Origin of the sequence: Vibrio splendidus (assembly GCF_002873455.1) — a bacterium.
In the GTDB taxonomy this organism is placed as follows: Bacteria; Pseudomonadota; Gammaproteobacteria; order Enterobacterales; family Vibrionaceae; genus Vibrio; species Vibrio splendidus_J.
This window is the reverse complement of sequence record NZ_MCUN01000030.1, coordinates 1-14,330: the sequence shown is the minus strand read 5'-3', so window position 1 is coordinate 14,330 and position 14,330 is coordinate 1. Positions and strand designations below refer to the sequence as shown.

Here is a 14,330-nt window from a genome sequence, read left to right as displayed (position 1 = left end):
GGCAAGTTGCCTGACTTAACCAAATTACTGGCAAGCGTTTAAATCGCAATCAAAGTGGTTAAGAATAGAACCAAACTACAAGCGAAAATATACTCGGCGCGATAATCGAGGTAATTACGCCGCAGAGTACAAGTGCTAGAGAACTGAATGCAGCATCTTCCTGATTCTTTTCAGCACATGTCGCAGTACCTAAAGCGTGAGACACAGTACCCATGGTTAAACCACGTGCGATAGGGCTCTTAATGCCAATCAAGTTATAGATGGGGTAAGCAAAGATTGCTCCGAACAGACCAACGATTAAAACCAGAATCGCTGCAATCGCAGCTTCACCACCTAAATGGCTCGATACTTCCATAGCAATTGGCGTGGTGACTGATTTACCTAGCAAACTCGCAATCAAACTTAAGTCCGCTTTAAAAGCCACGGCAATTAACGCCGTTGTTGTCATCGACATCACACTGCCTAGCGTGCAAGCAAAGGTTATGATGCGCCAGTTTGCTCTGATTTGAGGTAACTGTTCATAAAGCGGGTAAGCAAGCGCAACAACCGCAGGCTGCAGCATGTAAGTAATCCAGGTGTTATCTGCATAGTAAGTCTCAAACGGTACTTTGAAGAACATGAGTATCGGGATGATGATACTAATACTTATCAGCAGGGGATTACATAATGGTGAGTTTACTTTTCGACTTACCCAGCGAGCAAACAGGAATACCACGATGGTGAGTAGAATCCACATGATCAGTTACCTCTCGAAAGTAAGCGGTCTAAGAACCATGATAAGGACACCAACACCAGCAACGTACCGCCAACGGCGCTCGCCATAATTGGCAATGCGTTCGCGATGAGCATGTCGAAGTGATCCATCAACCCAACACTGATCGGAACAAAAAGTAAGATCATTAGGCGGATAATCAAGCTTGCACCGGGTTGAACCCAGTGCGAAGGAACAATACCAATCACCATGGCGGCAAACAGAATCAACATGCCAAAAATACTGCCTGGGATTGAGGTATCCAAAAAGTGCTGTAACGCGTTACCTGCTGTAAGTGCACCTATGATTAAGGTGAAGGAGATTAAGCAGTAAACCAGTTGGATCAATCTTTCTTTCAAAGTGTTACGTCTCTTGATAGTGGAATTAGCTAGCTAACTTTTCTACGTATTGATAAACCGCCTTCAAGATAGCCATTTTCTTCTCGTCGCTTTCATGTTCATGCGCGAGGTTTTCAAGGTTGAGCATGTATTCTTCTAAACGGCTCTCATAAAACTCACGGCAATGGTTCGCCCATTTCAATTGCTCAGCTTCGTCGAGCGTCCACGGGAAATTACGTGCACGGTAACGAAAGAGTAACGGTTTAATGCGTTCGTCACTGAAGGTGATATCCAAAGCTGCCAAGTTATTTGGATCCGTTTCGCGAATGATGTTCATCGCTGTTTTATCAGCAGGTGAAAAGAAACCGTCGTATAGGTGCGTATCAACATCATCACTCTTCTCGTACTCTCGCTCTTGTGAGTACAGGCCAATCAGTTTTTCACGGATCTCTGGGTGTTCGCGCAGCAATGTCAAGTTCTTCAAGCATTGTTGGCGATCGATACCGATGGTTTCGGCATTTTCAGCCGTCAACGTTTTGGCTGGCGCAAGAATAGGGCACTTGTTGAGTTGAACCAATTTAATGGGTACAGGTAGCTCGTCTTCCCCAAGTTCACTGCGTTTGGTGTAGAGTCTGTTTCTGAGTTCATCAGTGTCTAGTTCTAACAGTGGACTTGGATCTTTAGCTAAATCAACCACGATCACGGCATTTTGATTGGTTGGGTGCCAAGCCATAGGTACAATCCAACTTGTGTAGTTGCAGTCACGGCCAAACATGCCCGAAACGTGCATCAATGGTGTCATGTTTACGATATCAACCAGGTCATTTAGCTTACGCTTATGACGCATGTTGTAAAGGTAATCGAACATCTTAGGTTGTGCCGCTTTCAGTTTCTTCGCCAACTCGATGGTCGCAATAACATCAGCCATTGCATCGTGCGCGTTCTCGTGTTCAATACCGTTTGCCACAGACAGGTTTTCTAGTTTGAAGCTTGGGTAACCTTCTTCGTTTTCTGGCCAGACAATACCTTCAGGGCGCAGTGCATGAACAGCACGCATTACATCTAGTAGATCCCAGCGTGAGTTGCCGTTCTGCCAGCTCCACGCATATGGGTCGATGAAGTTTCGGTAACAGGTGTAACGCGTTACTTCGTCATCGAATCGAATACTGTTGTAGCCAAGGCTTGTGGTGTTTGGTTTCGCCAACTCAGCATGGATCTTAGCGATAAACTCTGGCTCAGGAAGACCTTGTGAAGCTGCTTTTTGTGGTGTGATGCGGGTGATCAGTGCAGCTTCAGGCGCAGGGAGGTAATCAGCAGGAGGTTGGCAATAGATAACCAGAGGCTCTCCAATAACATTGAAATCTTGGTCGGTACGAACACCCGCAAACTGACTCGGGCGGTCTTTTGCTGGGCTAACGCCCCACGTTTCGTAATCGAAAAAGAAGTAGGTCGGCTGATTATCTGAACTCATTGAATTTCCTGAACAGCAAGCGCGGAACGTTTACTGTGGCTGAAGGTTAGTTTTGTTCAGTATCTGATAGTATGCGGTACGCGTGCAACCCAGATCACAAATAAATTGCCGGAAAACGGTGCTTTACTATTCAATCGAGTCGATGGGAGTGCTTTTGAATCCAATTGCGTCTATTACACAGTAATAATTGCGTCTGTTTACCCTTCTTCGTCATCTTTACCACTGTGTTGCGATTTTACCATTGTGTTGCGGACGAGTTGGACTCGTAGGTGTTTCGCAAACGAGTTTGCTTGTCTTTTCCTCTTAAGCTCTGAGGTTAGAGACACGATCATTTTTCTGGATAGATTTTTAGACGCTGTAGCGATGTCTAAACCGTAGCAGCGACGTTTAAGCTGAAGCTCCGATTTTTAATGAAGCACCTATGTTAATTAAGAATCCATGTTTAATTAGTAACCTATGTTTAGAACCTATGTTTGAGTTGCTGATCTGGCGTTTAAACTGCGGCATTTTCCTGTCTAACACTTTGCCTAATTAAGGAGACTATTTTCAATACAATCCTCTTGGCATTAATTGGTTTTGTGGTGTTTATGGTTGTAATGGTTAATTTAGTTAGAGCGTTCTACTTATCTCATTTTGAAGACTTGTCAAATTTCATGTTTGAATTGGATATTTCGAGTGGGAAATGTTTCAAATTTATTACAATTTGAGTCTAATTTAAGAGTGTTTCATTTTTGAGACTATATTGCAGCATGACGATCTATATAGTTGATTGTAACGTTTAAATCAGCAGTTGTTATTCCATATTATCTTGTGATTATTTTTAGATGGTTGTTATTTATAGGAATAATTCCCTTTAAAATATGAGAATTAAATGCAAACCAGTTTCATATATAATTGATAGAAACGCTCTAATACCATTGTTATTGTTAATGTTATTTATATCAATTTGCGTGATCTTATTCTCACTGCTCCTCATTTCTTTATAAATAAGTGTCAATGTATATATTTTCTAAATAGGATTGTTGTTACTTAATTGTTAACTTTGATTAATGGTTAGGTAACTCTAATAATAAAGTCGATTTTTATAAAGGATTAAAGAAATGAACAAAGTCTTTAAGGTTGTTGCTGTATCTGCACTTTCTATCTCTTCTGCGAACGTTTTCGCTGTGAGTGACACTTTTGATGCAACACTAGAAGTAAAACAAGCAATTACAATGACAAAAACCAGTGATCTAGACTTCGGTATCATCACTTCAGACAACACAACAGACGTTGTTATCGCTCAAGGTGATGCTGGAGCTGCGGCATTTACTCTTTCTGGAGAGTCTGGTGATGCAGTAACAGTAAGTATTTCTGATACTAACTTGGTTAACGGCGTAAATACGATTGCAGCTGAATTTGACTTTAATAATGCTATTACTCTTACCGGCGGTACAGCGGCTCTTAATATTGGCGGCACTGCACGTACTTCAAGTGCGACATTAGTTGCTGGTACATATACTGCTAATGTTGCAGTAGATGTAACTTACCAGTAATTAAATGAAACCAGTATAATATTACGGCTGTTATAAAGCAGCCGATTTTACTATGAGTGTTCTATTAAAATACGCCATTTATATCGGTCTAATTGTTTATTCCAGCCCTTTTCACGCGCTAGAAATTATTCCTGAAAACATGGAAGTTAAATTTCCGGGTATGTATATCTCTGGGTCGGGTCAGAATGCTGATTCAAATCCAGCCAATAGTCAGGTTTATGTGGTTCGTTTTTATGTTGAAGGTGAGCCTGGTAAAAAAATCGTGGTTTCACTCCCTTCAAAGCAATACCTAAACCATTCTCGTCAATCCAAACGCCTTCGTATTAGAAAGTTCTATTTTGGTTGCGGCTTATCAAAGCGCGGTAGAGCGAAAATCAAAGGGAATGGAAGAAGCAAATTATTGTGTATTGGTGCCAAAGTGAAAATCGGCGCTAACCACCCAGCAGGCCTTTACACCAGTACAATTCCTTTTGAGGTTAATTATAAATGAAGTTGTTTATCTCATGTGTTCTCGGCTTAATCTTCACAACACAAGCCTATGCTCAGCTACTCATCGCACCGACTCGTTTTGTGTTGGATGCCGACACTTCGGTGACTGAAAAAATCGTCGTCGAAAACAATTCAGATCAACCGATTCGCTTGGAGATAAAACCGATTTATCGCCCTGTAAAGGCGAGTGGCTTAGTTCGAACAGACTCCAATATCGCGCAATCAGAAAATATCGCGAGTTGGATTAAAGTGTCACCACCGATAATTCGTGAACTCAAACCCAATCAAAGACGTACGGTTCGCTTACGTATGAATGCTCTACCTGCTGATATGGCTGATGGTGAGTATCGTGCCTACTTGTGGTTTTCTCCGATAGCAAAAGCCGCAGATCTGTCAGACATTGCGTTGTCTTCGAGCAAAACCAACAGTGATGGTTCAGCTTTTCAACTGAACTTTCACATCAACAGTTATGTGCCTGTTTATGTTCAGAAAGGTGTGCAGGTGCAAGATGTTAAGTTTGCGTGTGACAACCAAAGCATCAAGATTCGCAACGACGGTAACTTTCAATTTACTGCGAAATTGAATGTTGATGAGCATAGCGAAAAAGTGGTGCTACTTCGTAATGCGGAATTAACCAAGCCTTTTCCTAAAGGCTCAAAGATCTCACTGGTTCAGAACGAACAACCTCTGTACGAATGTGTTCTGTAGTGCTCTTTTCATTGAAGCGAACTCTGTAAAAGCCAGTGTTCAATTGCATGGTTTGGCTACTTTTGTTGCTCGCTTCACTGTTTCCTTTTGCTGCGTATTCGCAATTTAACACCGAAAGTGAGGCGAGTGAACTCTATCCTGCCCATGTTGAAGTTCGAGTCGGGAAAGTGGGGGATAGCTTTTATCGTGTCATGATGGATGATTATGAAGAGCCTTTCATTTCGATATCCAATGCCGCTTTTTATCTGCTCGAAATGAATGGTCAGTGTGATGAAGGCGGATACTGTGAACTGTATTTGCCACAAGACGTTGGAAGAGAATCGCCTCCGTATATTCTAGATACCGAACAAGCCATCTGCTATCGAGATGACGACAATATCCAGTCGATCAAATATCAAGTCATCGATTCAGAAACTTTCATCCATTGGTACAGCTTACAAGCTTGTATCCCGGCAAAAGTGCGTTGGGATATTGATGATTATCGGCTCACCGTTACTCCAGAATTCAGTTCATTGACTGAACTGGAAGCCGCTATTTCCAAGATGAAAAATGAATCACGTAAGAAGGCCGAGGATCTCAAGCGAGCTGAAAACACACCAGCTTTCGAACCTGTTGCCGCTGTGGGTGTAGCGACTCGATTAGCGACTTCGGTTTATCACGACAGTGAAACTGGCGGTGATGTTTACGCGATCTCAGATACCATATTAAGCACTGAACATTCCTTGTCTCGCTTGTCGATTGATTCGCGAGAAGATAACCCCATCGTTTATTACAACATTGCGGTTGAAGCTCATGACGGTGAAGGCTCTTTGGAAGTCGGCCATGTGCTATTAGATGGCAGCGTCTTTACCGTGAATCAAACCCTCGGAGATGGGCTCTACTACACTAATCGAAAGCGTCAAACGGAGTTCGGCAACCTTCAACTCGAACGAACTACTCAACCTAACATCAACATCGATGTCTTGGTCAATGGCATTTATCAAACCACTTATCGCTCTGATCAGTTTGGACGCTTCGTTGTTGAAGAAGATAACATTTCCCCCGGTGACACCATCAAGTTTCGCTACTACTTATCGAAAGGTGTCTGGCAGGAAGAAGAGATCACCGTCGCCGGTTTAGAAGATGCATTTCTTCCAAGTAATGAGTGGGGCGTGCAAGTGGTAGGCAATGAAGGTGCAGACCGAGCTGGCGCTGTGTCGCTCGAATATGGGCTTGCTGATTACTTCACCGTGGGTAGTGCCTTTATGAGGCAAAATGGCAAAGACTTGATTGGTGTTCAAGGACGATACTTACCGGCGCATTGGTTTGCGGGCCATATCGGTTGGTTGCCTGAGTTGAATCGGTTTCCAATGGAGTTTGATATTTTGATCAATGGTGATCAGTCGGCATCTATAGAGCTCAATAAAACCGATGAATTGGACTTAGAGTCGATGGAGTACGATGTGTTCAAATATAACCTGTCGCTTGCTAATCTAACGGCCTTTTTGACGGTAAGGGATGATGAAGATGAGTTGAGCGTTGAACCAAAGTTGAACTCGAAAGTGGCTCGTAATCTGTTTGTCTCATACGCCGGTGACTATCGATACACCAAAGCTTCTCATCAAGAAGACTATCTACATACGATTGGATTGGCTAAAAGCGGGTTTTCGGATACATCGTGGAATATTTCTGGAACTGTTGATGGCTCTGGTCATCATGAACGAACGGAATTATCCCTAAGGAATGCCTGTAAAGAGTGCCTGCTAGATCCTCTAGAGGTTTTTCAAGAGCTCACGACGAACGTATCGGCTCGCTATCAAAAGCAGGAGGTTTCGTTTTCCGCCTCTTTAGAAGCTCGTGTGAACCCTTATTTACTCTTTAAGCTAGAAGGAACCGAAGACCGATACGGTGTTGAGATGACGACCGAATTCGGCGCTAAAACTTACTTTGATGATAGCATTGGTGAGTTTGTTGAATGGAATCGATACAACCATTCTAAGCTCACGGGCGTTGTCTACGATCACCATAAACAACCCATACCAGGTGTAAGCTTACAAATCTTGGACCAACGAGCGGTCAGTGATACAAAAGGCCGATTTGAATTCTCAAGTGTTCCAGCTCGAGATAATCTGCCTATCTATATTGATGAAGGGGCACTCGATCTTAACCTAACACCGATTCAAAACCCTGTGTTTGTCAATACTAAGCAGGTAGGGCTGACTCATGCACACATCGAAATGATGGTGTCATTTGGCGTTGATGGCACGGTAGAAGGCGACCTAGAAAATAGTGCTTATCTGCACTTTAAACATATCCAGAAAGGTACTGAGTATTCGAGCGAGATTGAGAGCGATGGCTTTTACATGGTAGAGGGGCTTATCGCGGGCAAATACATTGTGACTCTAGAAATGGGAGACAAGCGATACGTGCAAGGTGCCGACTTGAACGGCGATTTCTGGGTAAGCGACCTCACATTCAACCTCATTGATTTTCATAAGGTATACTAGATCCGGTCGCTTTGATTAGTCTGATGGGGGTGAGAGTATCAATTGGACTTTCTGTTTCATGGTCAACTCTCGGTTCCTCAAATCTTTGAATATGGCCTTCCATTCTTGAAAGGTGACCACTATCGGGTTAAAACTGTTTACTGGATTAGTGACGCCGTAACGTACTGTTTCCACTTCAGGTTCGAACGTACCAAACAACTTATCCCAAATGATCAAAACACCGGCGTAGTTCTTATCTATGTATTGCGGGTTTTTGCCGTGATGCACACGGTGGTGTGACGGGGTGTTAAAGATGTATTCAAGTGGCCCCAAGCTTCGTATCCATTGTGTATGGACGAAGAACTGCAAACCAAGATTGAGAAGTACCACAAAGATGACCCATTTAGGGTCGAAACCTATGATGACGAGCGGTACCCAAAATAGCCACATGCCTGCAAGTGGGTACATTAAGCTTTGACGGAAAGCCGTACTGAAGTTCATCTGTTCTGAGCTGTGGTGCGCGACGTGTGCTGCCCACATCCAGCGAACACGATGGCTTGCTCTATGGAACCAGTAATAGCAAAAGTCTTGCAATACCATCAACACAATGAAACTCAGCACGCCCATTTCAATGTCCATTAAACGCCAACCAAACATCAAGAGATACAACTGCACGACCAATAACCCGGTGATCAAATCGGAGAGTTGATGCATTCCCGCAAGCGTGAAGTTACACATCACTTCCGACAGTTTGTAGCTTGAGTTTTCTGGCAGTCGACCTTGCTTTTGACCGATAAAATACTCAGCCAACATGCATGCCACGAACAAGGGCGCTAGTACCAAAAGTAGCCATTCTGGGTGATTGATTAATGCATCGATATTCATGTGTTAATCCTTGTTGTGCCTAAGTTTGTTATGGAATGTGTATTGGCTATTGGCTATTGGCTACTGGCTGTGAACTTTAAACGCCTATGAATAGCAGCTTGGTTGTTAGCTACTGCTTCGCTGTGGGCTACGAACTATAAGCAACGGCTCACCAGCGAGCAAAGTGATCTTCCGTAAGGCCAAGAACGGCATCGAGTTGATGTGTCACTCCATCGTTGTCTTCAATCGAGCCAGAAAAGTGACCAATGAACTGACGAAAGTTACTCTTTAGCAGCCATAAATCGAGCTTTTCGCTGCGGTTATTTAAGGGCGTAAAGGTTAAGTTTATACGTCCATCTTGTGATGTTATTTGCCAAGGAAAATCCGTGTCTTGACGACTAAATGTAAACTGCACCGGATTAAGTAAGTGTCTGGTTCCATTCACCCATAATACGTTTTCGCAGCCTCCAGTTTCATTCACGCCTGCCGCGAGGTTCAAGCCAATATCAGTGCCATTAGATTGCGTGTTGAGGCTAGCCCAACGCCAACTGGTTTCACGTCTCATGTAGCCCGCTGAAAAGTCATAACCGGCACGAGCTTGCTCTAGGGAGATAGGCTGTTGATTAATCTCAAGGCTGCCCGTTACTTTTAACGCGTTATGCTTTTGGGTATAGGTCCAGCCCGAGTAACCCGTAGGGCTGCACATTGCCATGGGTAAGCTGTCGCACTCTGATTCTAAATAAAGCTCAGCGTTGATGATTTTCGTGTTCAGTGAAACTTTCCATTGTCCGTTCTCAATATCAAACACAATGCTTTGCCCTGCGATGTTTGTCGTACCTTCAAATGGTGAGCTCGTTACTTGTTTATCAAAGCCCAATGGTCGTAACCATGAACACTCTTCTAACTCGTTATTCTGGATACCGTAGACGTAACAAAACGCAGAACCTAAGTAGCGAATATCCGCGATAGCGACACCAACAATGTGTGTGTCGGTGACGATGCTGGCAAACTGGAATTGCTTGTAGTGGAAGTGCTTCTGCCAAGGCGTTGCTTTTGCATCCATCGAATTTCGGTAGTCAAAGTTCTCGATGTTCAGGTGCTTTGGGATGCCATCGAAATGTCCAATGATCGGCTGACCATTAGAATCAATCAAACTGTGTGGAGCCGGATTCGTTTTTATCATTGCGATAGTTCACATAAATTTAACAACTAAAGCCATTGTGCGATGAGTAGCGTAGAATTGGGAGGTCATATTCGGACAAGAGCGCGTTACCAATCACGATTTTGTCAGCAGTGTTGTTAAAGCTGAGTAGTCATGTTTATGGGAATGGGTTAGATATAAGGAGAGACGCTTGGAGATTATCGCAGAGTATAAGCCGACCGGGCATCGGCATCAGTTGGGTACATTAGATATCGCGTTGCTGTTGAATACACTAGAGCAACGAGGTATCGATATTGAAAGGTTACTCATGGATGTGAGTTTAGAAACCATGGATTGGCGAGACCCGAATGGAAAGCTGACTTACGCTGATAAGCTTGCGTTGTTTAGCGCGGCTAATCAGAGTTTTCCTCACGATGGCTTGGGGCTTTGGTTGGGAGAGCACGCAAGTCTGAGCCATTTTGGCGTGTTGGGTTATGCGCTATCAACCAGTCAAAATGTCGGGGAGGCCATCAAGTCGGGCTTCAAGTATTTACGCCTGAATGGTCCTATCTTCTCGGTTAAACTGCTTTTAGATTCCGAGCAAGCGGTGATTCAGATTGAGAACACCTTGGAAGTGGGCGATCTGCTTCCTTTCTGCAGTGAGTACTTCTTGAGTTCAATCGTCTCTTTGTTCAAAGAACTGACTGGTCATGAGTTAGCTATTCATACTTTGTTTTTGCCTTATGCTCGCCCTAATTACGCCAAGCTTTATGATGACCGCTTCCAGTGCCCTGTAGTTTTTGAGCAAAACCATTGTGAACTGCGTTTTGAAACATCTGTTTTGTCGCAAACCTTATTGACTCATGATGCCGCAACACTGAAGCGCTATCTCGCGTCTTGCCAGTCGATAGTCGATACGTTGGACTCGGAACATTTGCTGACTAACCAGATCAAAACGATCTTTTATCAAACCGCAGGAAGTTTCCCGAATATAGAACAACTCGCGGACGAGTTTGATTGTAGCTCTCGTACACTCAGGCGAGAGCTAGTGACCCATGATTCCAGTTATCAAGTATTGCTTACCGAAGTTCGAGTAGAACTAGCCAAAGAACTGTTGCTCGGCACAACCATGAGCATTGATGATATTGGTGAAAGGCTCGGTTATAGCGACCCTGCAAATTTCAGAAGGGCGTTTAAAGGTTGGCTCAATAAGACGCCCGCGCAGTTTCGTGATGGTTTAAGTTAAAGCGTTACTTGCTAAAAAACTGTTCCCTGAAATCGGTTACTTGTTGCTGATAGTAACTGTTCCAATCTTGTTGAGCCCAAGTGGCATAACTTGATGATCGCTGAGAATCTAAGGTCGCTTTGAGTTGATCCAGTTGCTCATGATAAGTCATCACGGTTTGTTGCTGTTGTGCGACTTGTTGTTCTCTTGCGGCAATGTTGCTGGCCTGCGTTTCATCTAAGTAGGCCTCTTGAAGGTCGGCTTTGACTGATACTATCTCAGCAGGGCTATAGCTGTTGGGTATCAAAGAGACTGCCAGTTCATATTTTTGAAGCGCAGTTTCGGCGTTTAACGTGCCCGTATTGTTTTGCCATTCATTAAGCAAATCTTGATAGTTGGCCAAAAACTGGCTCGCTTCGTTCTCTTTAAGGGTGTTGGCGTCAAGCGTAAAATCTTGATGCGCAAACTGGTCTGCGAATAGCTGGTGGGCCAACTCTCCCCATACTTGCTGTGCAGATTGTTTGAATAGGGTAACACGCTCTTCAAGAGTTTCTAAGGATTCAAGTGGGATAGTGCTTTGGGTTAATTGCCAGTCGACTGATAGTTGCGGATAGTCGCTCAGTAACTCAAACCATATGCTCGGCAATTCTGATTTCAATCGTGCGAGTTGCTCTGCGCAGCCATCGCGTTTTTGGCACAGCACCCAAAACTCATTGAGTTCATCGAATAAAGCCTTGCCTTGAAGTTCGCTCAAGTTTTCAGCATACGTTTTCCCGTCTAGTGATTCAGCTTGAGCTTGTTTGCTTTGCAATGCTGGATTTTCCGTACTGGCAGTTACGGTTGGTGCAGAACTATCGGCATCAGTTGTCGCAGAAATACGCGACTGAGCTTCTGTGTGTCGAGCAGAAGATTGCGGTGTTTCGTTCGATTTTGATGACCATGAGTAGCCAATAATGCTCGCCGTTAAGACGAGCATTAGGATTAATATAACTCGATGCATTATGTGTTCACCGCGCTACTTGATGACAGCACTGACAGGGAAGTGGTCTGAAAGGTTGTAGTGCTTCCATAATTCACTGCTTGTTGACCTTGGAACATCCACGCGATTGTCGTTATGCGTTTTGGCTGCATACTCTGAACTTACTACCACATAATCAAGGTATTCGACATTCTCGCCACCCGACATAGGTTCACCCGCAAAGTTGTTGATGCGTGGGTCAAACGTAGACGCGGTGTAACCAGAGTATTGTGGTTCATCAGCCTGCAGGTTAGCGAACATCTGTTGGTAGTCGTCTGGGAACTTCAGTTTGTTAACGTTGAAGTCGCCGCTGTAGACCACGGTTTCAGACGCGGGGATATTCAGAGACTGCGCCAGTGCACGCATCTGCTTGAATTGACGTTGTCGGTAGTCGCGAGCTGTGTCTGTATCGAACGATGCCGTGTGGGTGCCGAATACATGGTAAGCCTGACCATTCTTGATAACCTCCGCGTAGTTAACGCCTTTATCAGCAAAGCAATCTGTGCCCGTACAATCCGGGAAAACATACTGAGCTTCGTTAACGATAGGATAGCGGCTGACAATGACCACGCCGCCGTCATAGATGTTGATCCCATCTTTATCTAGCATCTTGGTTTGGTAAGGATACTCTTTCGAGAGTTCACGCAAGAATTCATCTCTGCCGTTGGCGAACACCTCTTGTAGCGCCAACACGTCGTAGCCTTTTACATATTGAGGGAGAAGATCGTAGCGGTCGCCAATATGTGAAGCGATGGCAGGCAGCGCCCAGATGTTATAGGTCATGACTTTGAGTGTATTGGCATCCGGCTCTGGTTGCTCATCCACTTTTGGTGGGGTGATGGTGTAATAAATATCATCGTAGCGTGCCGTAGAATCGGCTTTAAGTGCTAGCTCTGCATTAACCCCGAATGCACCGGTCGTGCTGCGATGAATATTACGATCGTCATGCAGCGTTAGGTTGACGTCTGCGGCACTTAAACCATGTTGCAGTGTCGAGTTATACCAATGACCTTTCATGGTTTGGTTGAACGTGACACTCTCACCAACCGCGTTCGATACCACAGTGTCAAACTCATAGGTCTTCCCAGATTTTACACCCGTCCAGCGATTGAAACTGATCAGCTTCTTTGTCTCCCAAGGGCCAATCTGTTCAGCATGCTGCAGCCACTCACCACCGAGTTCAAGCAGGTCGGTACCCGTATGACTAGATTGAATCGTCATCACTTGATTGGTGTTATTGGTGAGGTACACGTCGGTATCTGCAATAGCCGAGGTTGAAATGAATGAAGCTGATGCAAGTATTGCACTCAGGCAAGTCCATTGAGTTTTCATTTTCACGTTATCCTTACTGATTGGTTTAAAGAATAACGTAGTAAAGAGTTATGACATTGGAGTTATAACTCTATGGGAATTATCCAAATATTAGATATATGCCATAGTTTTATAAATTAGATTACTCATTGAAAATTAACATATTGCTTTGCCTGAATGATAAGTGATACGCGCGCACGCTAAAAAATAGAAGAACGATTTGAATCTTAAAATTAGTCGTGGGTGGTGTGTCTCGCGGAATGCATAGGTCGGAAAGTAACCAAAAGTGGATGCTGGGAATCACGAAAAGGGAGAGCGCTTATAACCTTGCTCTATCAATATAAATTTTGCCATTGTTCAGTAAACAGATTCCTCAAAAACAGGTATGATAGTGTCGTTTTTAATCCTTAACTGGGAAAGTCATGGCAAAGTTAACACTCCAAGAGCAAATGCTTAAAGCTGGCTTGGTAAATGAGAAAAAATTAAAGAAGGCGAAGAAGGGCTCTAAAAAGTCTCGCGTTCAGTCTCGTGAAGCAAAAGCGGCAGCAGAAGAAACTAAACTGGCGCAGCAAGCGAAAGACAAAGAGTTAAACCAACAGTTGAAAGAACAGCAATTGAGCAAAGAAATTAAAGCTCAAGTGAAGCAACTGATTGAGATGAACAAGATCGAACAGAAGAATGGTGAGATCAAATACAACTTCACCGATGGTACGCTAGTTAAATATCTTTACGTAGAAGATCTGACTCAAAGGCAACTAAGTAAAGGTATCTTAAGTATCGCGCGTCAAGGCGAAAGCTATGTTGTTATCCCTACTGCGGTAGCGAACAAGATCGCGATGCGTGACGAAGAGTCTATTGTTGATACTCAAGCTTCAAGCTCTGATGAAGTTGACGAAGATGACCCGTACAAAGACTTTGTGATCCCAGATGATCTAATGTGGTAGTCCTCGACTAAACCACTATCTAATTCGTCAATTACTTGTGGCGTTGAAGTGTCTCGTCCTAAAATACGTT

13 protein-coding genes are annotated in these 14,330 nt (G+C 43.9%); 6 read left to right on the top strand and 7 right to left on the bottom strand.

The genetic code is table 11. From position 1 onward, the window contains the following. Positions 1-58: 58 nt before the first annotated feature. From BCU75_RS18655 to sbcB, 3 genes are read right to left on the bottom strand one after another with little or no spacing between them, the layout of a single operon-like run. Positions 59-736: an LrgB family protein gene (locus BCU75_RS18655; RefSeq protein ID WP_076679243.1), complete on the bottom strand. Its 678-nt coding sequence runs from the start codon at positions 734-736 to the stop codon at positions 59-61. A 2-nt stretch (positions 737-738) separates the two neighbouring features. After that, positions 739-1,110 (bottom strand): CidA/LrgA family protein, encoded by a 372-nt coding sequence (locus BCU75_RS18650; protein ID WP_004734867.1) that lies wholly within the window; start codon positions 1,108-1,110, stop codon positions 739-741. 25 nt (positions 1,111-1,135) lie between these two features. Next, complete coding sequence (sbcB, locus tag BCU75_RS18645; protein WP_102474710.1) at positions 1,136-2,560, bottom strand: exodeoxyribonuclease I; 1,425 nt, start codon at positions 2,558-2,560, stop codon at positions 1,136-1,138. Between the two features lie 1,100 nt (positions 2,561-3,660). Between sbcB and BCU75_RS18640 the strand changes: the two genes are divergently transcribed. The 4 genes from BCU75_RS18640 to BCU75_RS18625 are packed head-to-tail and all read left to right on the top strand — an operon-like array spanning position 3,661 to position 7,778. Further along, positions 3,661-4,095, top strand: a complete 435-nt coding sequence (locus BCU75_RS18640; RefSeq protein WP_004734871.1) for a DUF4402 domain-containing protein — start codon at positions 3,661-3,663, stop codon at positions 4,093-4,095. 52 nt (positions 4,096-4,147) lie between these two features. Next, positions 4,148-4,585 (top strand): DUF4402 domain-containing protein, encoded by a 438-nt coding sequence (locus tag BCU75_RS18635; RefSeq protein ID WP_076679241.1) that lies wholly within the window; start codon positions 4,148-4,150, stop codon positions 4,583-4,585. After that, positions 4,582-5,292, top strand: coding sequence for a fimbrial biogenesis chaperone (locus tag BCU75_RS18630; RefSeq protein ID WP_102474709.1), 711 nt, complete (start codon positions 4,582-4,584; stop codon positions 5,290-5,292). The genes BCU75_RS18635 and BCU75_RS18630 overlap by 4 nt, the downstream gene beginning before the upstream one ends. A 47-nt stretch (positions 5,293-5,339) precedes the next feature. Continuing rightward, the gene (locus BCU75_RS18625; protein WP_102474708.1) at positions 5,340-7,778 is read left to right on the top strand and encodes a carboxypeptidase-like regulatory domain-containing protein; all 2,439 of its coding nucleotides are present in this window, start codon (positions 5,340-5,342) and stop codon (positions 7,776-7,778) included. A gap of 15 nt (positions 7,779-7,793) precedes the next feature. On the opposite strand, the gene BCU75_RS18620 is transcribed toward BCU75_RS18625, so the two are convergent. Both BCU75_RS18620 and BCU75_RS18615 read right to left on the bottom strand, forming a co-directional pair. Next, entirely contained in the window at positions 7,794-8,642 is an 849-nt protein-coding gene (locus BCU75_RS18620; RefSeq protein WP_102474707.1) for a sterol desaturase family protein, read from the bottom strand. 148 nt (positions 8,643-8,790) lie between these two features. Then, complete coding sequence (locus tag BCU75_RS18615) at positions 8,791-9,804, bottom strand: DUF2804 domain-containing protein (protein ID WP_102474706.1); 1,014 nt, start codon at positions 9,802-9,804, stop codon at positions 8,791-8,793. A gap of 169 nt (positions 9,805-9,973) precedes the next feature. Between BCU75_RS18615 and BCU75_RS18610 the strand changes: the two genes are divergently transcribed. Next, positions 9,974-11,008 carry an AraC family transcriptional regulator gene (locus tag BCU75_RS18610; RefSeq protein ID WP_102474705.1) on the top strand — a complete coding sequence of 345 codons (1,035 nt, stop codon included), beginning with the start codon at positions 9,974-9,976 and terminating at the stop codon, positions 11,006-11,008. A 4-nt stretch (positions 11,009-11,012) separates the two neighbouring features. Here the strand turns inward: BCU75_RS18610 and BCU75_RS18605 are convergent, their stop codons facing one another. Beyond that, positions 11,013-11,963, bottom strand: coding sequence for a chromosome partitioning protein ParA (locus BCU75_RS18605; RefSeq protein WP_102474704.1), 951 nt, complete (start codon positions 11,961-11,963; stop codon positions 11,013-11,015). Positions 11,964-12,002: 39 nt separating this feature from the next. Then, positions 12,003-13,337, bottom strand: a complete 1,335-nt coding sequence (locus BCU75_RS18600; protein WP_102474703.1) for a sphingomyelin phosphodiesterase — start codon at positions 13,335-13,337, stop codon at positions 12,003-12,005. 401 nt (positions 13,338-13,738) lie between these two features. Between BCU75_RS18600 and BCU75_RS18595 the strand changes: the two genes are divergently transcribed. Next, positions 13,739-14,260, top strand: a complete 522-nt coding sequence (locus tag BCU75_RS18595; RefSeq protein ID WP_102474702.1) for a DUF2058 domain-containing protein — start codon at positions 13,739-13,741, stop codon at positions 14,258-14,260. Positions 14,261-14,330: the final 70 nt, after the last annotated feature.